The organism is Chryseobacterium indologenes, assembly GCF_001295265.1.
In the GTDB taxonomy this organism is placed as follows: domain Bacteria; phylum Bacteroidota; class Bacteroidia; order Flavobacteriales; family Weeksellaceae; genus Chryseobacterium; species Chryseobacterium indologenes_A.
Genome location: NZ_LJOD01000020.1, coordinates 24890 through 46117, shown reverse-complemented (window position 1 = coordinate 46117; position 21228 = coordinate 24890). Strand labels below are relative to the sequence as shown.

Sequence of the window (21228 nt, the reverse complement as noted above, 5' to 3'; positions counted from 1 at the left end):
CATAAGTCTGATGAAAAAAAGTATAGTATTAATATTGACTACTCTATTCACAGGGATTTTATACGGACAGCAAATTGATGATGCCCGGTATGAAAATATAGTGAAAAGCCTGAAGCTGGATAAAAACAAAATTAAAGAAGAGTTTTGTACAGAGAAGAAAATGCCCAATACCGGAAACTCTTACATCATAATCATTCCGGTTTTGATAGAACAGGATGAAGAAGATTATGTTTTTACGGTACAGAACTATATTTTAATTACCGATGAAAAAGGAATGATAAAAAATAAATATTTAGATCCCGAGGAAATTTCTTCTGATGCTGTATACTTAAGAAGCTTTGCAATAGATACGGGATTGTATAATCTCAATACCCATGTCCGTGCATTTGGAGTGATAGCCGATTTTGCAGGCAGTAGCAGGGCCAATCCGTATGCTTCAGGTAGAATGTCAATGTATTATCCCGAAGGAAAAACGCTTAAAAAAGTTCTCAGTCAGTTTGAAATGTATTCTACCCGCGGGGAATGGGATACCCGTTGCAATGGTGAATTTAAAGATGATCATTCGGTTATTGTTCTGGATAAAACAAAAACCAATAATTTCACGGATCTGAAAATAAAAACTATTTCGGTGAAGACCATAGATACCGAAGTAAACGGAGAATGTAATGAAAAGGAGACTTCCAAAACAACCTATAAAATTTTAAAGTTCAGAGGCGGGAAATATCAATAGAAAACTTTATTTCAGAGCTGTTTTTTTTATAATCAGATTTTTTCTGTAACCAAATGAAAACAGAAACTGTCTATATATAAAAAACCTGATCCCAATGAACGCTTCCAACAAAACAGCCCGGCTGGCAGGATTTATTTATCTTATAGTGATTGCAGCCGGTTTTTTCAGCTTAATGTATGTTCCGTCTCAGCTTATAAACTGGGAAGATTCCCGGATTACCTTTCAGAATATTTCTTCCTCTCCGCAACTATTCAGATTAGGAATTGCAGGAAGTATCATCTGCTATATTGCATTTATGCTCTTGCCTCTGGTTTTATACAGATTACTGAACAACGTCAATAAAGCTCATGCTCGGCTGATGGTTATTTTTGCATTGATGAGTATTCCCATATCATTCCTTAATCTTCAAAGCCGGTTTTCTGTACTTACTATTATTGAAGGCGCTGATTATCTGAAAGGCTTTAATGCAGAACAGCTGCAATCCCAGGTAATGCTCCTTCTTAACAGCTATAACAAAGGGATTTTAATTGTCCAGATCTTTTGGGGGCTTTGGCTTTTACCATTTGGCTATCTGGTTTACAAATCTGGTTTTCTTCCGAAATTTTTGGGCGTTTTCTTAATACTGGGATGTGTGGGATATGTTGCCAATGTTTTTGCCAGGACTTTAATTCCGGATTTTTCTGCTTATCCTATATCCAATTATATCACACTTCCTGCGTCCATAGGGGAAATAGGAACCGGATTATGGCTGCTGATCTTAGGCGTAAGAAATAAAAATTAACCCACTGATAAAACGATCAATCATGAATAACTCCGTACATTTTGAAGAAACCCCTGTCAATATAAAAATCATTCTTGCCGGGCTATGGACTTCAGTCACCCTGTGTTATCTCTATGGAGACTATTTTGAACTCTATGTTCCCGGGAAGGCAAAAGGTCTGGTTGAAGGAACCAATTTACTGGATACCCCTGTAAAGCTGTTTATGGCTGCTGTTGTACTGGCACTTCCTGCGGTAATGGTTTTTCTCTCACTGATGCTGAAAGCAAAAATCAACAGGATACTTAACATTATTCTGGGAATATTTTTTACAGGCATAATGTTGCTTATTGCTGCCACCTCATTAACAGCCTGGAGGGTATTCTATGTTTTTCTGGCGTTACTGGAAAGCTTCATCACCATTCTGATTGTTTGGAAGGCCTTGAAATGGAAGAAAATATAGGTTCCCAAGTGATTTTCATGAACAGATTGTGTGACTGGCCAAATATTCCTAATTTTACTTTAAACAAATCTTTTAGGCCTGTTTAAATGAAAATAAAAGCTGTTATTGTAGACGATGAGATCATTGCAAGAGAAGTTCTGAGAAACTATCTCACCAAATACTGTCCGCAGGTGGAAGTTCTCGGGGAAGCTGAAAACATAAAAGAAGCTGTTCCGCTGATTACAGAAACACAGCCACAACTTGTTTTCCTTGATGTTGAAATGCCCTTCGGAAACGCTTTTGATGTGCTGGAAGCCACTAAAGAATTTTCTTATGAAACCATCTTTATTACCGCATTTTCACAATATTCGCTGCAGGCCCTTAATAAATCGGCAAGCTATTATATTTTAAAGCCTATTGACATTCAGGAGCTTATTCTGGCTGTAAACAAAGTTGCAGAAAGCCTTGAAAAGAAAGAAGAGCTCAACCGGAATAAAATTCTCCTCGAAAATCTAAAATTAAAACCGGAAAAACAGCAGCTTATTCTGCCGACCCTTCAGGGATTTGATGTGGTAAAAACAGAAGATATTGTAAGATTACAGGCGGATGGAAATTTTACCCAGGTTTATCTTACCGACGGTTCAAAGAAAATGGTCTGCAGATTCCTGAAACATTTTGATGACCTGCTGGAAAACCCGTTTGTAAGAGTTCACCGTTCTCATATTATCAACACCGGCTTTGTAAAATCTTACCATAAAAGCGGAACAGTAACACTTGCTGATCATACCGAAATTGAGGTTTCCGGAAGCTTTAAAGATAATTTCCTGAAAGTGTTCTCCTAGAATTTATCGTTCCTTAACAGCCTGAAGGCATTATTTTTGACGCTTTTTCCGTAACCATACAAAATTCTGATTATGAAAACGCTTCACAAAATTGCGATTCCCGTTTCGCTGGGAGTTTTAGGACTGATTATTTTAAATTCCTGTTCTGTAGGAATTCCGAAAGGAGCAGCAGCTGTTAAAAATTTTGATGCAGGAAAATATCTTGGGAGATGGTATGAAATAGCCCGTTTCGATTACAGATTTGAAAAAAATATGGATAATGTTACCGCTGAATATTCAGAAAATCCCAATGGCAGCATCCGTGTAAGCAATAAAGGCTATAATTATCTTAAAAAAGAATGGAAGCAATCTATAGGAGAAGCCCGTTTTGTGAAAGATAAAACCGAAGCCCGGCTGAAAGTTTCATTCTTTAAACCAATCTGGGCCGGTTATAATGTTATTGATATTGATGAAGACTATCAATACGCATTGGTAGCAGGAAGCAGCCTCAAATACCTGTGGATTCTGTCCCGTACCACCACTATCCCGGAAAGCATCAGACAGCGTTTTATAGAAAAAGCAAAAAGAATAGGATATAATACAGACGAACTCATCTGGGTAAAGCATAACCAGTAAATAAAGCTGAAAGGTCTCAGCTTTATTTATTCTCCATATATTCTTTCCATTCTTCAAAACGGTGGTTAATAACCTGCTTCATCAGGTCATAATTTTCGTAGGTATCTTCAATGTGATAAAACGTTTCATATTCGTAAGCATTTTCCTCTGCCTTGGCATCAAAAAGATTCACATAATCATCGGCAAATGAACTGTATTGGTTTCCGAAATCCGTTTCATCTGCATAATAATCTTCTGCAAAAAGATTTCCTGTATCATTCAGATCGTATTCAGAAAATTTCCCATCGCAGAAATCCATGATAAACTCTGCACCGGTGATTTCTCTGCGTTTTAATTTTTCAATTTCTTCTTTGTTGTCTTCTCTCAGTTCATCAGAAATTAAATCATTATTGATGCACCAGTTCAGGAACATTCCCGTATGTGTTGCTCCGTTTTTATGAGGAAGGCCTTCCGGAAAATCGCCGCCGTAATGCCATGAAGCATCATCGTATTTTGACATAGTCTTTAATTATAGTTATAACCAATTTCTGTCAAAAATAGAAAAAATCAATTTATATTGCTGCAGCCACAGATTTTTCCGTCATTTGCAGAACAATTTTCTCAAGAATATACGATATGCAAAAAGCTGTTCTGATTACCATCGGCGATGAGATCCTTTCCGGAAACACGGTAGATACCAATTCTAATTTTATTGCCGCAGAACTCAAAAATATAGGAATTCAGGTTTCACAGATTTTTACAATTTCAGATGAAATAGATACCATTAAAAATACATTAAGTGCTGCTTTTGAATTGGGTGAACTCATCATTACAACAGGAGGTTTAGGCCCTACAAGAGACGATAAAACCAAAAAAGCACTGGCAGAATTTTTCAATGATGAAATTGTACTGGATGAGGTAACATTTAACCATCTTAAAGCCTATATGGAAAGACGGGGCCGCATTGATATTCTTGAAAGAAATAAAGAACAGGCTTTCGTTCCTGCAAAATCTATTGTTTTTCAAAATCATTACGGAACGGCTCCATGTATGATGATGGAACAGGACGGGAAGCTGTGTTTTAGCCTTCCCGGAGTTCCTTATGAAGTAAAGCCGCTGATCAAAGACCAGATTATGCCTTATCTGCAGGAGAAATTCAACCTTGACTATATTCATACAAGAATCGTTTCTGTGGTAGGGATTCCCGAGAGTATCCTCGCAGATATGATTGAAGAATGGGAGCTGGCCCTCCCGGAAAATCTGTCTTTATCTTATTTACCTGTAGGAACCCGTGTAAAGTTGAGGCTGACGGCTTCAGGAAGTAATGAAGAAATCCTAAAACAGCAGACAGAAAATGAAATTCAGAAGCTTTTACCTCTGGTGGGAAACCATGTAATTGCCGTTTCAGAAGATAAGATCGAAAAAATCCTGGCAGAGATCCTTACCGAAAGAAAACTGACCATATCCACAGCGGAAAGCTGTACCGGAGGAGAACTGGCAAAGATGATAACATCCAATCCGGGAAGCTCAAACTATTTTCCGGGAGGAATTGTTACTTATGCTACGGAAAAGAAGATTGAAATTTTAAAAGTTTCAAAGGAAACCGTGGATGAGTTTACCGTGGTAAGTGAACAGGTAGCACAGGAAATGGCTGAAGGATGCCGGAAGTTATTCAATACAGATATTGCCTTATCTACAACAGGAGTGGCAGGACCCGGAAAAGGAGAGGACGGCAAAGAGATAGGAACAGTTTATTATACCATTCAGTTTCATGATCAGCAGGTAACTTCCAGATTGTATATGCCACATCTGGAAAGACTTGATTTTATGAATTTCGTTTCCCAGAAGATTCTCCAGGATCTGGTAGGACTTTTAATCGGCCACTAAAAGCCTGAATTTCTAAATTTGATTTTTTGTGTACCCTTTAAATTTTTACCTACATCACATTCTTTGAGTTGGACGCAAAGGTTTTCATTTTTGAAACTGAGGCAGCCGCTTCATAAGATTTGTTTAAATTTGTTTTACCTTAAAGTAACAAACTTTAAAAAAAATATACTTATAGCATAAATTGTTATCATAATGAAAAAATTAACGCTTTCTTTGTTTTTACTGGCTGGCGTGTGTTCACAGACTACACTGAATGCACAGGCAAAAGCCGTTAAAACAGCAGCAACCAGTACTGATAAAGGCTTAGATATCAGCCTTATGGATACTTCAGTTCGTCCTCAAGATGATTTTTATAACTATGTGAGCGGAACCTGGATGAAAACCGCGAAAATTCCTTCTGATAAACCAACGTGGGGAAGTTTCAACAAATTGGGGGAAGATACGGATAACAATTCCATGACCATCCTGAACTCTCTTCTGAAAGATAAATTTGCAGAGGGAAGTGAAGGGAAGAAAATCCAGGATCTGTATGCAAGTTACATGAACATGCAGAAGAGAAATGCAGACGGAATCAAACCTATTCAGGAATATCTGAATAAAATTGATGCTATCAAGAATATGTCAGATCTTCAGAATTACCTGGCATCTGCTACCAAAGAAGGTGAAAATCTTTTCTACGGATGGGGAGTGTATGCAGATCTAAAAGATTCTAATATGAACGCTGTTTACTTAGGTGAAGCTTCTCTTGGCTTAGGAAGAGATTATTATCAGAAAGTAAACGAGAAAAATACAGAAGCTATTGCTGAATACCAGAAATATGTAGCTTCCATGCTGAAAGAACTAGGTTATAAAAATGCTGATGCAGCTGCAAAAGGAATCGTTGATTACGAAAAAAGCATTGCAAAAACTTACTTAACGAACGAGCAGAGCCGTGATAATACGCTTCAGTACAACCCTCAGACTATGGCTGAGCTTTCAACGCTGGTAAAGGGAGTAGACCTTCCTTCTTATCTTAAAAAAGTAGGGGTAAATACAGACAGAGTAATCATCGGGGAATTAGGATATTATAAAAACTTTGATAAACTGGTAAACGCACAGAACCTTCCGGTTATTAAAGATTACCTTAAGTTCCACATGATTAGCGGAAGTGCTTCTTATCTGAGTGAGAAACTTGGCGATATGAAATTTGCCTTCTACGGTAAATACCTAAGAGGTCAGCAGGAGCAGAGAGCATTGAATAAAAGAGGTTTTGAGCTGATTAATGGTAATCTGGGAGAAGCATTCGGTAAATTGTATGTGGAGAAATATTTCCCGGCAGAAGCCAAAGCTCAGATGGTGGAACTGATTGATTACTTAAAGAAAAGTTTTGTGGTTCACATCAACAACCTAACCTGGATGTCATCAACAACCAAGGAAAAAGCACTTCAGAAACTGAACAAATTTACTGTGAAAGTTGCTTATCCTGATAAATGGAAAGATTATTCAAAATTAGAGATCATTCCAGAATCAAAAGGAGGTACCCTATACAAAAACCTGCAGAGCATCAGTGAATGGCAGTATAACCGAGAGCTGGCTAAAGTAGGAAAACCGGTTGATAAAACAGAATGGGGAATGACTCCACAAACGGTAAATGCTTATTACAACCCGGTATATAATGAGATCGTATTCCCTGCAGCTATCCTTCAGCCGCCATTCTTCAACCCTAAAGCTGATGCAGCTGTGAATTTTGGTGGAATTGGTGCAGTAATCGGACACGAAATGAGCCATGGATTTGATGATTCAGGAGCCCAGTTTGATGCAGACGGAAACCTTGTTGACTGGTGGACTCCGGAAGATAAAGCTAATTTCGAAAAAGCAACAAAAGCGCTTGCTGCACAATATGACAAATATGAGCCTGTGAAAGGAACTTTCGTAAACGGTACCTTTACCAACGGTGAAAATATCGCAGACTTAGGTGGGGTAAACATTGCTTACGATGCCCTTCAGATGTACCTGAAAGATAAAGGAAACCCTGGAAAAATCAGCGGATTCACTCAGGATCAGAGATTCTTCCTGAGCTGGGCTACTGTATGGAGAACATTATCCAGCGAGAAATACCTGATCAACCAGGTGAAAACTGATCCGCACTCTCCGGGATATTTCAGAAGTTTCGGTCCGTTGATTAACGTAGATGCTTTCTACAAAGCATTCGATGTGAAAAAAGGAGACAAATTATACAAAGCTCCGGAAGACAGAATCAAAATCTGGTAAACATACTCAACCGCTCAGCAATGGGCGGTTTTTGTTTTTTTTAGGTATTAGGCAGGTTGAGGTATTAGAGAAAGCGAATTGGTAATCTTTCATTAGCTAAACGCTAAAATATGAGCTGTAAATTATGGAATTATGACAGAATGCTGTAACGAATTATAAATCAGAAGATACCTATTGGTAAATGGTACCAATGAAAAAGCTGATATTTTCTTTATCTCTGATAGCAGGGATTTCCGCGCAGAATATAATGCATGCACAAACTAAAACGTTCAAAACAGTATTTAACGATACAGATAAAGGTTTGGATCTCGCAGCAATAGATCCCACCGTCCGCCCGCAGGATGACTTCTATAATTATGTAAATGGAACATGGATGAAAAAGGCGAAAGTTCCTGCTGATAAACCGGCTTGGGGAAGTTTTGATAAACTAGCGGAGGATACGGATAATAATTCCATGATAATTCTGAACTCTCTTCTGACCGATAAGTTTGCAGAGGGTAGTGAAGGTAAAAAAATCCAGGACCTGTATGCAAGTTATATGAATAGGCAGAAGAGGAATGCAGACGGGATCAAACCCATTCAGGAAAAGCTTAATAAAATTGATGCAATCAAAAATCTTACTGATCTTCAGAGCTACCTGGCTTCTGTTACAAAAGATGGAGAGAATAGTTTCTATGGATGGTCTGTAAGTGCAGATCGTAAAAATTCTAAAATGAATGCTGTTTATCTGGGCGTTCCGTCTTTAGGGCTTTTAGGAAGGGATTACTATCAGAAGGTTAATGAAAAAAATACAGAAGCTCTTGCTGAATATCAGAAGTATGTTGCATTGATGTTAAAAGAATTGGGATATACCAATCCCGATGCAGCGGCTAAAGGTATTGTTGATTACGAAAAAAGCCTGGCAAAAACCTATTTGACAAATGAGCAGAGCCGTGATAATACGCTTCAGTACAACCCTCAGACCATGGCTGAGCTTTCAACGCTGGTAAAGGGAATAGACCTTCCTTCTTATCTTAAAAAAGTAGGCGTAAATACAGATAAAGTCATTATTGGAGAACTGAATTACTATAAAAACCTTGATCAATTAATAAATGTCCACAACTTACAGGTAATTAAAGATTACATGAAGTTTCATCTGATTAATGGGAATGCAGCCTATTTAAGTGAAAAGCTGGATGCTATTAATTTTAATTTCTATGGAAAATATTTATTTGGCCAGCAGGAGCAGAGAGCATTGGACAAGAGAGGGCTTGAGCTGATTAACAGGAATATAGGAGAAGCTTTTGGTAAATTGTACGTTGAAAAATATTTTCCGGCGGAATCTAAAGCTCAGATGGTTGAACTGATTGATTATTTAAAGAGGAGTTTTGCGGTTCACATCAAAAACCTGACATGGATGTCTGATGCTACCAAAGTGAGAGCCATGGATAAGCTCAATAAGTTTAGTGTAAAAGTGGGATATCCGGATCAATGGAAAGATTATTCAGCATTAGAAATTATTCCGGGAAGCACCTTATATAAGAACCTTCAGAATATTTCTGAATGGAATTATAATAAAAAACTGGAAAAAATAGGAAAACCCGTTGACAAATCTGAGTGGGGAATGACACCACAAACAGTAAATGCCTATTACAGGGCTGTAAATAATGAAATTGTTTTTCCGGCAGCTATTCTTCAGCCTCCATTCTTTAATCCTAAAGCTGATGCGGCAGTAAACTTTGGAGGAATAGGTGCCGTGATCGGGCACGAAATAAGCCATGGATTTGATGACTCAGGGGCCCAGTTTGATGGAGATGGAAATTTGGTAGACTGGTGGATGCCTGAAGATAAAGCTAATTTTGAGAAAGCTACCAAGGCCCTCGCTGCCCAGTATGACAAGTATGAACCAGTGAAAGGATCTTTCATCAACGGGACTCATACTAACGGAGAAAATATTGCGGACCTGGGAGGGGTAAATATTGCTTACGATGCCCTTCAGATGTATCTGAAAGATAAAGGGAGCCCTGGAAAAATCAGTGGATTTACTCCAGAACAAAGGTTTTTTATGAGCTGGGCTACAGTCTGGAAAACTAAAGCTCCCGAAAAATATCTGCTTCTTCAGATAAAAATTGATAAACATTCTCCGGGATATCTGAGAAGTTTTGCTCCTTTAATTAATATTGATGCATTCTACAAAGCATTCGATGTGAAAAAAGGAGACAAATTATACAAAGCTCCGGAAGACAGAATCAAAATCTGGTAAACTACTCATCCGCTCAGCAATGGGCGGGTTTTGTTTTTTAGGTATTAGTTGAGCACTAATTGGCAATCAAACGTTTTCTGTTTCAATTAACCAGTGCATTTAGAAGCAGCCAAATATTAATAACAACGGGATTCAACCCTCTTTTCAATTACGCATCCTATTCCATCAGCTTTACCGAAATCAATACTCACTTCAATTTTTCATAGTATCCTTTATGGTCATACACATCAATCTTCGAACTCAAAATGCAGATTTACTATCATTTATCAATTATCACTCATCCCATATTATTAAAGTTCGTATATTTGATTAATTTGTGTACAATCAAAAATTATCTTTAATGAAAAAGCTAAATATTGGAATACTGGCCCTTTCAGGGATTGTATTTTTAAATTCGTGCGGTACGGCTAAAACGGCTGGAACAGAAACCAAAACAGAAACTACAGCTGCTGTTGCAGAGCCGGTAAAAGGAACAATGAAAGAAGAAGGGATTAATTTATCTTATATGGATAAAAGTGTCCGTCCGCAGGATGATTTTTTTAGCTATGTGAACGGAAATTGGGTGAAGACTACCCAGATTCCTTCAGACAAAGCAAGCTGGGGTTCTTTCAATGCATTGAGAGAAAATGTAGATGATGCTTCCCTGGATATTCTGAACAAAATTTTATCCGAAACCTATTCTGAAGGATCAGAAGGACAGAAAATCCAGAACCTGTACGCATCTTTCATGGATGTCAATAAAAGAAATGCAGAAGGGCTGGCTCCGATTAAATCAGACCTGGCAAAAATTGATGCCATTAAAAATCTTAATGACCTGCAAAAATACCTTCTGGAAGCTACAAAACTGGGGGATAATTCTTTCTATGGATGGAGAGTAGGAGCAGATATGAAGAATTCTAACATGAATGCAGTATATCTGGGTGGTCCTGATTTAGGATTAGGAAGAGACTATTACCAAAAAGTAAATGAGGCCAATACAAAGACCTTAGCAGAATATCAGACTTATGTAGGAAAGCTGTTTGATGTATTGGGGAATAAAAATTCAGGACAATTGGCGCAGAATGTGGTTGCTTTTGAAAAGCAGCTGGCTAATTACCTGCTGACTCTCGAGCAGAACAGAGATGCTAACCTTAGATACAACCCTAAAAATGTATCTGAATTATCAGGTATTGTTAAAAATATCAATCTTGCGAAATATCTTAAAGATGCCGGAGTGAATACAGACCGGGTGATCATTGGTGAGCTGAAGTATTATCAGAATATGGATCAGTTTCTGACTGAAAAAAATCTTCCGCTTTTAAAAGACTACCTGAAATACCACCTGATTAACGGGAATGCCAGTAACCTTGATGATAAGCTTGAGCAGATCAGATTTGATTTCTATTCAAAATACCTGCAAGGGCAAAAAGAACAGCGCCCGATGAACAAAAGAGGGCTTGCTCTTGTGAATAGTGTGCTGGGAGAAGCATTCGGGAAATTATATGTTGAAAAATACTTTACTCCTGAAGCAAAAGCTCAGATGGAAACCTATATTGATTACCTTTTAAAATCATTCAGGCAGCATATTAATGATATAGACTGGATGTCTCCGGCTACCAAAGTAAAGGCCCAGGAAAAACTTTCTAAATTTACGGTTAAGATTGCCTATCCTGATAAATGGAGGGATTACACAAAGCTAAAGGTAGAGTCTCCAAAACAGGGAGCCACATTATATTCAAACCTTCAGAATGTTTCTGCTTGGCAGTATCAGAGAAGTCTGGACAAAGTAGGAAAACCTGTTGATAAAACAGAATGGGGAATGTCTCCGCAGACTGTGAATGCATATTACAGCGGATCAAATAACGAAATTGTATTCCCTGCAGCCATTCTTCAGCCTCCTTTCTATAATCCTAAGGCAGATGCTGCAGTTAATTTCGGAGGAATCGGAGCGGTCATAGGGCACGAAATTTCCCACGGATTTGATGACAGCGGTTCCCGGTTTGATGGTGACGGAAACCTGAATAACTGGTGGACAGACCAGGACCGTAAAAACTTTGATGCAAAAGTAGGTCAGCTGGCAGCCCAATACAGCGCTTATGAACCCGTGAAAGGAAGTTTTGTAAACGGTAAATTTACAAGCGGCGAAAATATTGGAGATTTAGGGGGAGTAGCAGTTGCCTATGACGCTCTTCAGATGTACCTTAAGGATAAAGGAAATCCGGGCAAGATCAGTGGATTTACTCAGGACCAGAGATTCTTCATGAGCTGGGCAACCGTATGGAGAACAAAAGCTACAGATCAGTATATGATCAATCAGGTGAAGACAGACCCACACTCTCCTGGAGTCTTCAGAGCATTTGGACCATTGGTTAATCAGGATGCATTTATCAAAGCATTTGATATTAAACCTGGAGACAAAATGTACAAAGCTCCACAGGACAGAATAAAAATTTGGTAAGACCTGCCAAAAATTGTTAGAAAATAAAAACGCATCAGAAAATGATGCGTTTTTATTTTATTTTTCATAGTTTAGTGACAACATAATACAGTGATATTTCACTATAATATAATGGATTAAATTAAATATTTCAAGAAAAATCTTGACAAAATTTTGTATGTTATAGTTTTTTTTTAAATTTAAACTTTGGATTAGTAATTTATTGGATATATCACTAAATTACTCTTAGACAGGTCCTAATCAAAATCAGAAATCTCAAAATAATAATAATATGGCAATGTTTAATTATGGTGTTGGCGGAAACGAGGTAAAAGTAGACGCTAATGAAGCTATCCAGGAAATACAGGAAAACAAGTCACTGATAGTAAGCCAGCTTACAACAGAAGAATCGTATACCCCTGAAATTGTAACAGGATTAAAAACTGTGGAAGATGTCTTCAGACATTTTCAGCCTTCTGTAGCGGTACAGCATGAAACAGAAGACGGAGGCGTAGTGGAAGAGGAATTCCGTTTTCAGAATCTTGGGGATTTCACACCCAAAAGTCTTACGCAAAAATCAGATTATTTACAGCAGCTCAGCATGGAGCAGGAGCAGTACAATAAAATCGTACGTCAGCTGAAAACCAATAAGATCCTGCGTAATATGCTGGAAAACGATCAGACAAGAGCTGCGTTTATTGAAGTATTGAAAGAAGTGGCACAAGAACTTGAAAAATAATTACATTAAATCAAATCATGGATAGCAAATTACAGGCACAAGAAAGCCAGCAGCAGGGACAACAGCAGCAGCACTCCGGGCAGCCGAAGGGCAACCCGCTTGCAGAGCTTAATAAAATGGGAGGTTTTGGCTTTGTTGAATCCGTTGTAGACGGTATCGCCAATATGAACCCAACAAGAAAGGCAAGAAAAGAAATCTTCCTGAATGACTCCAATAAAGCAGATGAAAGAAAAGAACTTCTTCAGAAAATTAACCTGTGGGTTAGTCTGTTGGAAGGAAACGAATCTGCAGATAAAATGGCCGATACATGTAAAACAAAAGCACAGGCCGCAGATCAGAATTTAAAAACCAATCTGAAAAATACACTGGATGCAGTTCGTATGCTGGAAACCAACTACAGAACAGTAGCTCAGTTCTATAAAAATACAGAACTGGATAAAGTAGACAATGTAAGCATCGTAAATGCAAGCCTTGAGCAGGTGTCAGATCTGGATAATCCTTTATTCATCGATGCTATTGCTGAAGAATTCAAAAATTACTATGACCGTTTAGACCTTAGAGATAACTATTCACTTCTTGCGATTCCGGGATATCTGGGATCTAACAAAGTCGTTGAGAAATGGGCTAAGATCTGTAACGAGAACAAAGTAATGATGGTTACCGATTTCGCGAACCTTGATAAGCCGGACGATGTGGTAGACTTATTCCACTCTGCCAACCTTACGGGCGGTGAACTTCACAGAAGTAACGTGATCATGACCTGTAACTGGTTAGTGGGAAGAGGAAAAGCTGAAGAAGTAGGAGAAGAAGAAAACGTAGAACTTCCGCCTTCCACTTCATTGGCCGGAAAAATCCACAAAACACTGATGTCCCAGGTAGCAGCCGGTAAAAAGCATGGTAACATCAACGAGGTGGATGCCGTAAAATTCGAATTGAAGAAAAGTGAGATTTCCCAGTTGGAAAAAATGGGTCTTGTACCAATGGTTAATGAATATGGAAAGATCATGGCTTTCTCTGCGAAAACATTATTCACAGGAGACAATATCGGTCTTCAGACCTATTCCGTAGTTCGTGTATTCGACTATGTAACCAAAGTGTTGCTTGACTTCCTGAACAGAAGAGCTTTTGAAAACTGGAATGCCAAGAATGAGGATGATCTGAGAAGACAGATTGTAACATTCCTGGATAACATCAAAGGCCCGGATAAACTGATTGAGAAATTTAAGATCGTTCGTTTTGAACAGGACAGAGTAAACAAAGACAGAGTATGGCTTGACATCCGTATGACCCCTTATTTCCCTACAAAAAGCTTCGTTATTAAATTAGACGGACACAAAGGAGATGATGGTAACGAATGGGATGCACAGTATACTCAGGAATAATTATAACTCAACTTTTAATAATAAAAACCGATGCATTTTTTACATCGGTTTTTTACTGCCAAATCACATGAAAATTAATATAACCCTTAAAATATCTGCACTTCCGGTAGCTGTAATGCTTGTGCTGACAGGCTGTGAAAAGAAATACCAAAGTCCTGATCATTATAAAATAGACTATTTTAAAAACGAACGCCAGGAAGGGAAGGCCTACATTATGAATGAAGACGAATGTTTTGATGCCAGCGAGCTGGTTATCGGAAGTTCCTCCGTAAAACTCGTAGACAGCTCATCAGGAAGAGGAAAGCCGTTTTTCCTTTATCAGGTAAGATCCGGAAAGATCCTGAAAACAGTAAGAGACTCTGTTATGAACTATCCTTTCATGTTTTTATCCCACCAGAGGCTTAAACTTAAAAATGATTCCATGTACCTCTATCTGAAGAGGCTCGAAGGGTACAATCTTATCAGGGAAGACCGAAATCTTAATTATCAGTGGCTGAAGGCGGCTCCGGTATATTCCATTAAAAAAGATGAATAATCAATAGCTGAAGATGGAAGAAGGAGGCTGGAAGCTGGAAGCTATAGGTATTAAAAGCCATTGTAAAATCAAAATACCATAAAAAAGATAAAAACAGATCGACACTTATTATATTGATGATGTTTATGACCTCCGTCTTCCGGTTCCATCCTCAGGCTTTTATAAATTAAAATAAGTTTATCTTTGCAGAATGGGAATGTATCAAAGCTGTCATCAGGGTAAGCATTCCTTCAATTATTTAAACAGACTGAGGTTTTTGGAAAAAGATCATACAAATTCAGGCTTTCTCCATATTGGAAACAAGCTTTTAAACTGGTACAGGAAGAATGCAAGAGACCTGCCGTTCAGGCAGACGAAAGACCCTTACAAAATCTGGATCTGCGAAATTGTTTTTCAGCAGACGAGGATCAGTCAGGGGTTGGGCCATTATAATAATTTTATTAAAAGATTTCCGGATGTAAAAACTTTGGCAGAAGCTGAAGAAGATGAGGTTCTGTTATACTGGAAAGGCCTGGGGTATTATTCCAGGGCAATTAATATTCATAAGGCAGCTCAGCAGATTATGAATGATTATCAGGGGACTTTTCCCGAACAGTATGAAGAAATTTTAAAACTGAAGGGAGTCGGGAAATATACGGCTGCAGCTATTTCAAGCATTTGTTTTGGAGGAAGAATGCCCGCTGTTGACGGCAACTTTTACAGAGTGTTGAGCCGTATCTTTGCAGATGATTTTGATATTTCCAATTCAAAAGCTTTCAGTTACTTTTCTGAACTGGCTTTTCTTGTGATGCCTGAAAGTGCCGGTGACTTTAATCAGGCCATGATGGATATCGGTTCAGAAGTCTGTAAACCCAAAAAACCTCTTTGCGGAGAATGTCCTGTTCATGAAGACTGCCTCGCATTTTCCTTACAGAAAGTTTCTGATTTTCCGGTGAAGACCAAAAAAGTAAAAGCAGAAGACTTTGCTTTACAATATTATTTTGTACACAGAAACGGGCGGTTTTTAATTCAGCAGAGAAAAGACGATTTTATCTGGAAGAAATTATTTGAGTTTTTACCAGAGCTCCCTGCAGAACTGGAACCTTTCATCAGAAATACAAAAACAGTTTTCCACAAGCTGTCTCACAAGAACCTGACAATTGAAATTACCGATGTGGAAGTAACTTCTGAAGCTGTCTGGAACAGCTTTACAGAGCAGAACCAGTATATTGTTACAGACTTTGAGGCCTTTCATGAAAGGTCTTTTCCGAAGCCCTTGGAAAGCTACATCCAAAACTCACTGAAAGACTGAAATTTGTCTTCTCAAATCTGAAATCTAATTTGTACTTTTGCAAAATGATTAAAAACGTCATTTTTATTTTCATGACACTGCTTGTCGTTTCATGTGGGAAAGATTCGGTTCCGAAACCTTACGGAGAACTTCGTCTGGAATACCCTGCACCGAAATATCAGAAATTTGAAAGCAGCTGCGCGTATACTTTTGAGTATTCAGACTTCGCATCAATGGCGCCCGCCAAAAAACCATGCTGGTATTATCTGAATTATCCGCAAATGCAGGCTAAGGTATTCGTAACCTATTACCCGATACAAAATGATTTTGCAGATCATATAAAAGAAGCAGAAAAAATGGTGTACGAACATACCGTGAAAGCCAGTTCCATAGAAACCAAATCTTTTGAATACCCGGAAAAAAAGGTATATGGAAACTTCTATGAACTGAAAGGGCAGAGTGCTTCCAATCTTCAGTTTTACATTACAGACAGCACAAAACACTTTGTGACTGCTTATCTATACTTTAATACAAGACCAAAGCCGGATTCTCTGGCTCCGGCAGTGAACTATATCAAAAATGATATGAAGCACCTGCTGGATACTTTTGAATGGAAAAAATAAATTACTTTTAAAATACATTGAAAAATATATGAAACTTTTAGTTGTAGGAAGTGTTGCATTTGATGCAATCGAAACGCCATTTGGTAAAACAGATAAAATTTTAGGAGGTGCTGCCACATACATTAGCATTACTTCATCTATTTTAGGCGTTAAATCTGGTATTGTTTCTGTAGTAGGAGGAGATTTTCCACAGGAGCATCTTGATATGTTCTCCGGAAGAGATGTAAACATCGAAGGAATTGAGATCGTAAAAGAAGGGAAAACTTTCTTCTGGGCCGGAAAATACCACAATGATCTGAATACAAGAGATACCTTAGCTACAGAAGTGAATGTTTTGGAAAACTTTGATCCGAAAATTCCAGATTCGATGCAGGATGCAGAGATCTTGCTGCTTGGAAACCTGCACCCCGGCGTTCAGCTTTCCGTATTGGAAAAAATGAACGAACGTCCTAAACTTGTCATCCTGGATACTATGAATTTCTGGATGGATACAGCATGGGATGTTCTTATGGATATGATTGCTAAAACAGACGTAATCACCATCAATGATGAAGAAGCAAGACAGCTTTCAGGAGAATATTCCTTAGTAAAAGCAGCCAAAAAGATTCATGAAATGGGACCTCAGTATGTCATTATCAAAAAAGGAGAACACGGAGCACTTCTTTTCCACGACAACAAAGTATTTGCTATTCCTGCACTTCCGCTGGAAGAGGTTTTCGATCCAACCGGAGCCGGAGATACTTTCGCAGGAGGGTTTGCCGCTTATCTTGCTAAAAAAGGAAAATTTGATTTTGATACCATGAAATCTGCATTAATCGTAGGTTCTGCCATGGCTTCTTTCACTGTTGAAAAATTCGGAACAGAAAGAATTCAGGAAGTAAAAGAATCTGATATGTTCAGCAGATTGAGACAATTCAAAGAATTAACGACATTTGATGTTGAACTGCAATAAATAAGTCTTTTTAAGAAATATTTATAATAAAAAATTTAGTGTAATTCATTAAGAATTCTAAATTTGCAACTTGTTTAAAATAGTAAAATGACAAATAAACTAAAAATCACTTTTCTCCTTGGGATTTTCATGATGATATTCTCTTCAAACATGATGAATGCCCAGCTAAAACCAGGAGAATTAGTGGATGGTATTGCAGCTGTAATCGGGGATGAAATTGTTTTGGAATCTGATGTAAACGAGCAGATGCACTACGCAAAACAGCAGGGAGCTTCCAATACAGATAAATGTGAGTTCCTGGAAAATCTCATCAGCAATAAGCTTTTGGTATACGAAGCAAAAAAAGATACACTAATTGAAAACCGGTCTGCTGCTATTAAAGAGCAGGCAAATGCAAAATACCGTCAGCTTCTTTCCCAGTTTCCGGATGAAAAAACAATGCTGGCTGCCTATAAGTTCAGAAACGCATATGAAATGAAAAATGCGATCGAGAAGATTGATACAGACCAGTATTACGGGCAGGCAAAATACCAGCGTGTTACAGAAAAGGCAGACGTTACTCCTAATGAAGTAACAGATTTCTACAATCTGTATAAAATGCAGCTTCCTGAAGTAAAAGATGAAATTTCTCTGGCTCAGATTGTAATGTATCCTAAGCTGACTGAAGCACATAAAGATGATCTTATCAAACGGCTTAAGAAAATCAAACAGGATATCCTGGGAGGTGAAACTTTTGAAAGTCAGGCTAGAATTTATTCCGAAGATGAAGGATCTGCTGCCAACGGAGGTCTGTATAAAAACATCTACAAAGGACAGATGGTAAAACCATTTGAAGCTGCCGCACTGAATCTTCAGGAAAATGAAATTTCAGAACCTATTGAATCTGAATTCGGATATCATATTATTCAGCTACTGAAAAAATCAGGTAAGGTATATGATGCACGTCACATTCTTTTAAAAGCGACTCCTACTGATGACGAGATCAAGACTGCCAAAGCTAAGCTTGACAGTATCAGAGGCCTGATTCAGGATGGGAAAATGACCTTTAAGGATGCCGCATTTAAATTTTCAGATGACAAAAGAACCAAATTCAATGCAGGGGTTATTCCAGGAGCGGATGGTTCCGATAAAATTGAAAGAGAAAGTATTCCCGGAACAATCAGCTATGAATTGGCAGGGTTAAATAAAGGAGATATTACTCCCGCTTTTGAAGAAGAGGAAAACAGAAGAAAACTGGTGAAAATCATCAAAATTGAAGATGTAATTCCTGCCCACCAGATAACGCTGGAAACAGATTACAACAGAATCAAGCAGATGGCGCTCAACAAGAAAAAGAATGAGATGGTTGAGAAGTTCGTTAATTCTAAGCTTCCTACAATCTTTATGTCGATAGACGGCCGCTATGATAACTGTAATTTCAAAGCCAACTGGAAGAAAGAATCAATCAAAAAATAAAACATAAACCTTCAGAACTTTCTGGAGGTTTTTTTATGCTCGAAAATTATATACTTATTTCCCGGAAACACTTTGTTTTTAGTATTTTTACGCATGAGCAATTTTATAGACTTTAATTCAGCAAAAAAAATTCATCAGATGCAAACAGAGCAAAATAGAATTACACAGCTTTTTAATATACAATATCCAGTCATTCAGGCCGGAATGATCTGGCACTCCGGATGGAGGCTGGCTTCGGCAGTTTCCAACTGCGGAGGGCTTGGATTAATTGGAGCGGGAAGCATGTATCCCGATATCCTGAGAGAAAACATTCAAAAATGTAAAATGGCTACAGACAAGCCGTTCGGAGTGAATGTTCCCATGTTGTATCCTAATCTGGAAGAGATTATTCAGATTATTCTGGAAGAAGACGTAAAAATAGTTTTTACTTCTGCCGGAAATCCTAAAACATATACAGAAACCCTTCAGAAAGAAGGTCTTACTGTTGCCCATGTGGTATCCTCAACCAAATTTGCTGTAAAATGCGAAGAAGCAGGCGTAGATGCCGTTGTTGCAGAAGGTTTTGAAGCCGGTGGACATAACGGAAGAGATGAGACCACCACTTTCTGCCTGATCCCCAATGTAAAGCAGCATATCTCAAAACCATTGATTGCGGCCGGAGGAATAGCCTTAGGCTCACAGATGAAAGCAGCTATGATTTTAGGTGCAGATGGTGTTCAGATCGGTTCCCGTTTCGCTGCAACCGTAGAAGCAAGTGCCCATGAAAACTGGAAAAAGAAAATTACAGAGCTGAACGAAGGAGATACCCATCTTACTTTAAAAGAACTGGCTCCCGTAAGAATGGTGAAAAATAAATTCTTCAACGAATTGGAAGAGATTTACCAATCCGGAAGAAATAAAGAAGCCTTAACAGCATCTTTGGGAAGAGCCAGGGCAAAGCGCGGAATGTTTGAAGGAGATATGGAGGACGGAGAACTGGAAATCGGGCAGGTTTCAGCATTAATTCATGATATTCTCCCGGTAGACAAAGTCTTCAGTAATCTGCTGAAAGAATTTGAAGAGGCAAAAACACCATCCTTGTAAATAAGATTGAGGCTGCTAAAACATACTGCCCCTGAGCATGATTCTCGGGGGTATTAAACTTCTTTTAAGGGCTTTTACTTGTTTTGATAGGGAGATTAGTTTCATTAATTAATACATTTGCCCGGACGTTTTACAAAAGTGATAAACGGAGTTAAACAAACTGCAGTAAAAATCATGACCCATAGCAAGCTGATAGACATTAACGGAACTGAAATTTATATAGAATACAATCATCGTTTTGAAGACAGGCCTTTTATTGTTTTTCTCCATGATTCTTTAGGTTGTGTACAGCTTTGGAGAGATCTTCCTGCTCAGCTGTCACAAGCCGCTGAATGTAATTTTATGGTGTATGACAGATCTGGCTATGGAAAATCAGGCCCGATGCTTACCCATGAAAGAGCTGTTAATTATATGGAGCTGGAAGCTGATGTTCTGAATGAATTACTGACAAAGCTTAACATTAGTAATGCCATTTTATTCGGACACAGCGATGGAGGAACAATTGCTCTGATTGCCGCAGCAAAATATCCTGAAAAAACAAAGGCTGTAGTCTGTGAGGCAGGTCATATTTTTGTAGAAAAAATTACCTTAAATGGTGTCTATGATGCCTGGGAGGCTTATAAAACAACCAACCTTCCGGAGCGCCTCAAAAAATACCACGGTGATAAAGTAGAAATGCTTTTCAGAGCATGGACCGAAACATGGACGAGAGAAGACTACAGAAACTGGAATATCGAATATCTTCTAAAAAGCATCCAATGCCCGTTACTATTCATACAGGGCGAAGCTGATGAATACGGAACTCTGGACCAGGTTGAAAAAACAGTAGCCCAGGTGAGCGGACCGGCAGAAAAATATATCATTCCCGGAATAGGACACACCCCGCACAAAGAAACCCCGGAATTGGTTTTGAAAAAGACCGTGGAGTTTATTAAAGAATTATAGGCACCGATATTCAGCCACAAATCCCTAATCTATTATTCATGCCAATAGATTCCCCAATCCCTACATTTCATAAATCTTTTATTA

General features: G+C 38.4%; 19 protein-coding genes. 18 read left to right on the top strand and 1 reads right to left on the bottom strand.

The annotated features are described in order from the left end of the window. The first annotated feature begins 10 nt into the window (after positions 1-10). The 5 genes from AOB46_RS20820 (at position 11) to AOB46_RS20800 (ending at position 3386) form a co-directional block, all read left to right on the top strand. On the top strand, positions 11-730 hold the full coding sequence (locus tag AOB46_RS20820) for a hypothetical protein (protein ID WP_062703028.1): 720 nt from the start codon (positions 11-13) through the stop codon (positions 728-730). A 94-nt stretch (positions 731-824) separates the two neighbouring features. Beyond that, the gene (locus tag AOB46_RS20815) at positions 825-1511 is read left to right on the top strand and encodes a DUF4386 domain-containing protein (RefSeq protein ID WP_062703026.1); all 687 of its coding nucleotides are present in this window, start codon (positions 825-827) and stop codon (positions 1509-1511) included. Positions 1512-1533: 22 nt separating this feature from the next. Then, positions 1534-1950, top strand: coding sequence for a DUF6326 family protein (locus tag AOB46_RS20810; RefSeq protein WP_062703024.1), 417 nt, complete (start codon positions 1534-1536; stop codon positions 1948-1950). An 86-nt stretch (positions 1951-2036) separates the two neighbouring features. After that, complete coding sequence (locus tag AOB46_RS20805; protein WP_062703022.1) at positions 2037-2771, top strand: LytR/AlgR family response regulator transcription factor; 735 nt, start codon at positions 2037-2039, stop codon at positions 2769-2771. A 72-nt stretch (positions 2772-2843) separates the two neighbouring features. Further along, positions 2844-3386 (top strand): lipocalin family protein, encoded by a 543-nt coding sequence (locus tag AOB46_RS20800; protein ID WP_062703020.1) that lies wholly within the window; start codon positions 2844-2846, stop codon positions 3384-3386. Positions 3387-3408: 22 nt separating this feature from the next. On the opposite strand, the gene AOB46_RS20795 is transcribed toward AOB46_RS20800, so the two are convergent. Beyond that, positions 3409-3885 (bottom strand): hypothetical protein, encoded by a 477-nt coding sequence (locus AOB46_RS20795; protein ID WP_062703018.1) that lies wholly within the window; start codon positions 3883-3885, stop codon positions 3409-3411. Between the two features lie 116 nt (positions 3886-4001). On the opposite strand from AOB46_RS20795, the gene AOB46_RS20790 reads away from it, so the two are divergent. The 13 genes from AOB46_RS20790 to AOB46_RS20730 all read left to right on the top strand — a co-directional run bounded on the left by AOB46_RS20790 (position 4002) and on the right by AOB46_RS20730 (position 21144). Continuing rightward, entirely contained in the window at positions 4002-5252 is a 1251-nt protein-coding gene (locus tag AOB46_RS20790) for a CinA family nicotinamide mononucleotide deamidase-related protein (RefSeq protein WP_062703016.1), read from the top strand. A gap of 192 nt (positions 5253-5444) precedes the next feature. Next, on the top strand, positions 5445-7502 hold the full coding sequence (locus AOB46_RS20785) for a M13 family metallopeptidase (protein ID WP_062703015.1): 2058 nt from the start codon (positions 5445-5447) through the stop codon (positions 7500-7502). Positions 7503-7692: 190 nt separating this feature from the next. After that, complete coding sequence (locus AOB46_RS20780; protein WP_062703012.1) at positions 7693-9744, top strand: M13 family metallopeptidase; 2052 nt, start codon at positions 7693-7695, stop codon at positions 9742-9744. A gap of 340 nt (positions 9745-10084) precedes the next feature. After that, positions 10085-12181, top strand: a complete 2097-nt coding sequence (locus tag AOB46_RS20775; RefSeq protein WP_062703010.1) for a M13 family metallopeptidase — start codon at positions 10085-10087, stop codon at positions 12179-12181. 271 nt (positions 12182-12452) lie between these two features. Continuing rightward, entirely contained in the window at positions 12453-12899 is a 447-nt protein-coding gene (locus AOB46_RS20770) for a type VI secretion system contractile sheath small subunit (protein ID WP_062703009.1), read from the top strand. Between the two features lie 17 nt (positions 12900-12916). Further along, positions 12917-14281 carry a DUF5458 family protein gene (locus tag AOB46_RS20765; RefSeq protein ID WP_062703007.1) on the top strand — a complete coding sequence of 455 codons (1365 nt, stop codon included), beginning with the start codon at positions 12917-12919 and terminating at the stop codon, positions 14279-14281. A 67-nt stretch (positions 14282-14348) separates the two neighbouring features. Beyond that, positions 14349-14816: a hypothetical protein gene (locus AOB46_RS20760; protein WP_241489250.1), complete on the top strand. Its 468-nt coding sequence runs from the start codon at positions 14349-14351 to the stop codon at positions 14814-14816. A 256-nt stretch (positions 14817-15072) separates the two neighbouring features. Continuing rightward, positions 15073-16107 (top strand): A/G-specific adenine glycosylase, encoded by a 1035-nt coding sequence (locus AOB46_RS20755; protein WP_062703092.1) that lies wholly within the window; start codon positions 15073-15075, stop codon positions 16105-16107. 44 nt (positions 16108-16151) lie between these two features. Beyond that, on the top strand, positions 16152-16709 hold the full coding sequence (gldD, locus tag AOB46_RS20750; RefSeq protein WP_062703003.1) for a gliding motility lipoprotein GldD: 558 nt from the start codon (positions 16152-16154) through the stop codon (positions 16707-16709). A gap of 28 nt (positions 16710-16737) precedes the next feature. Further along, positions 16738-17661 carry a PfkB family carbohydrate kinase gene (locus AOB46_RS20745; protein WP_062703090.1) on the top strand — a complete coding sequence of 308 codons (924 nt, stop codon included), beginning with the start codon at positions 16738-16740 and terminating at the stop codon, positions 17659-17661. Between the two features lie 87 nt (positions 17662-17748). Next, positions 17749-19116 carry a peptidylprolyl isomerase gene (locus AOB46_RS20740; protein ID WP_062703001.1) on the top strand — a complete coding sequence of 456 codons (1368 nt, stop codon included), beginning with the start codon at positions 17749-17751 and terminating at the stop codon, positions 19114-19116. 138 nt (positions 19117-19254) lie between these two features. Beyond that, positions 19255-20199, top strand: a complete 945-nt coding sequence (locus tag AOB46_RS20735) for an NAD(P)H-dependent flavin oxidoreductase (protein WP_062703088.1) — start codon at positions 19255-19257, stop codon at positions 20197-20199. Positions 20200-20373: 174 nt separating this feature from the next. Beyond that, on the top strand, positions 20374-21144 hold the full coding sequence (locus AOB46_RS20730; RefSeq protein WP_062703085.1) for an alpha/beta fold hydrolase: 771 nt from the start codon (positions 20374-20376) through the stop codon (positions 21142-21144). Positions 21145-21228: the final 84 nt, after the last annotated feature.

Bases quoted from the DNA above. Each gene is read 5' to 3' on its own strand.
- AOB46_RS20730 (WP_062703085.1), top strand. From the start codon at position 20,374: ATGACCCATAGCAAGCTGATAGACATTAACGGAACTGAAATTTATATA.
- AOB46_RS20795 (WP_062703018.1), bottom strand. From the start codon at position 3,885: ATGTCAAAATACGATGATGCTTCATGGCATTACGGCGGCGATTTTCCG.
- AOB46_RS20820 (WP_062703028.1), top strand. From the start codon at position 11: ATGAAAAAAAGTATAGTATTAATATTGACTACTCTATTCACAGGGATT.
- AOB46_RS20770 (WP_062703009.1), top strand. From the start codon at position 12,453: ATGGCAATGTTTAATTATGGTGTTGGCGGAAACGAGGTAAAAGTAGAC.
- AOB46_RS20735 (WP_062703088.1), top strand. From the start codon at position 19,255: ATGCAAACAGAGCAAAATAGAATTACACAGCTTTTTAATATACAATAT.
- AOB46_RS20790 (WP_062703016.1), top strand. From the start codon at position 4,002: ATGCAAAAAGCTGTTCTGATTACCATCGGCGATGAGATCCTTTCCGGA.
- AOB46_RS20775 (WP_062703010.1), top strand. From the start codon at position 10,085: ATGAAAAAGCTAAATATTGGAATACTGGCCCTTTCAGGGATTGTATTT.
- AOB46_RS20815 (WP_062703026.1), top strand. From the start codon at position 825: ATGAACGCTTCCAACAAAACAGCCCGGCTGGCAGGATTTATTTATCTT.
- AOB46_RS20780 (WP_062703012.1), top strand. From the start codon at position 7,693: ATGAAAAAGCTGATATTTTCTTTATCTCTGATAGCAGGGATTTCCGCG.
- AOB46_RS20765 (WP_062703007.1), top strand. From the start codon at position 12,917: ATGGATAGCAAATTACAGGCACAAGAAAGCCAGCAGCAGGGACAACAG.
- AOB46_RS20805 (WP_062703022.1), top strand. From the start codon at position 2,037: ATGAAAATAAAAGCTGTTATTGTAGACGATGAGATCATTGCAAGAGAA.
- AOB46_RS20810 (WP_062703024.1), top strand. From the start codon at position 1,534: ATGAATAACTCCGTACATTTTGAAGAAACCCCTGTCAATATAAAAATC.
- AOB46_RS20740 (WP_062703001.1), top strand. From the start codon at position 17,749: ATGACAAATAAACTAAAAATCACTTTTCTCCTTGGGATTTTCATGATG.
- AOB46_RS20785 (WP_062703015.1), top strand. From the start codon at position 5,445: ATGAAAAAATTAACGCTTTCTTTGTTTTTACTGGCTGGCGTGTGTTCA.
- AOB46_RS20760 (WP_241489250.1), top strand. From the start codon at position 14,349: ATGAAAATTAATATAACCCTTAAAATATCTGCACTTCCGGTAGCTGTA.
- AOB46_RS20800 (WP_062703020.1), top strand. From the start codon at position 2,844: ATGAAAACGCTTCACAAAATTGCGATTCCCGTTTCGCTGGGAGTTTTA.
- AOB46_RS20745 (WP_062703090.1), top strand. From the start codon at position 16,738: ATGAAACTTTTAGTTGTAGGAAGTGTTGCATTTGATGCAATCGAAACG.
- gldD (WP_062703003.1), top strand. From the start codon at position 16,152: ATGATTAAAAACGTCATTTTTATTTTCATGACACTGCTTGTCGTTTCA.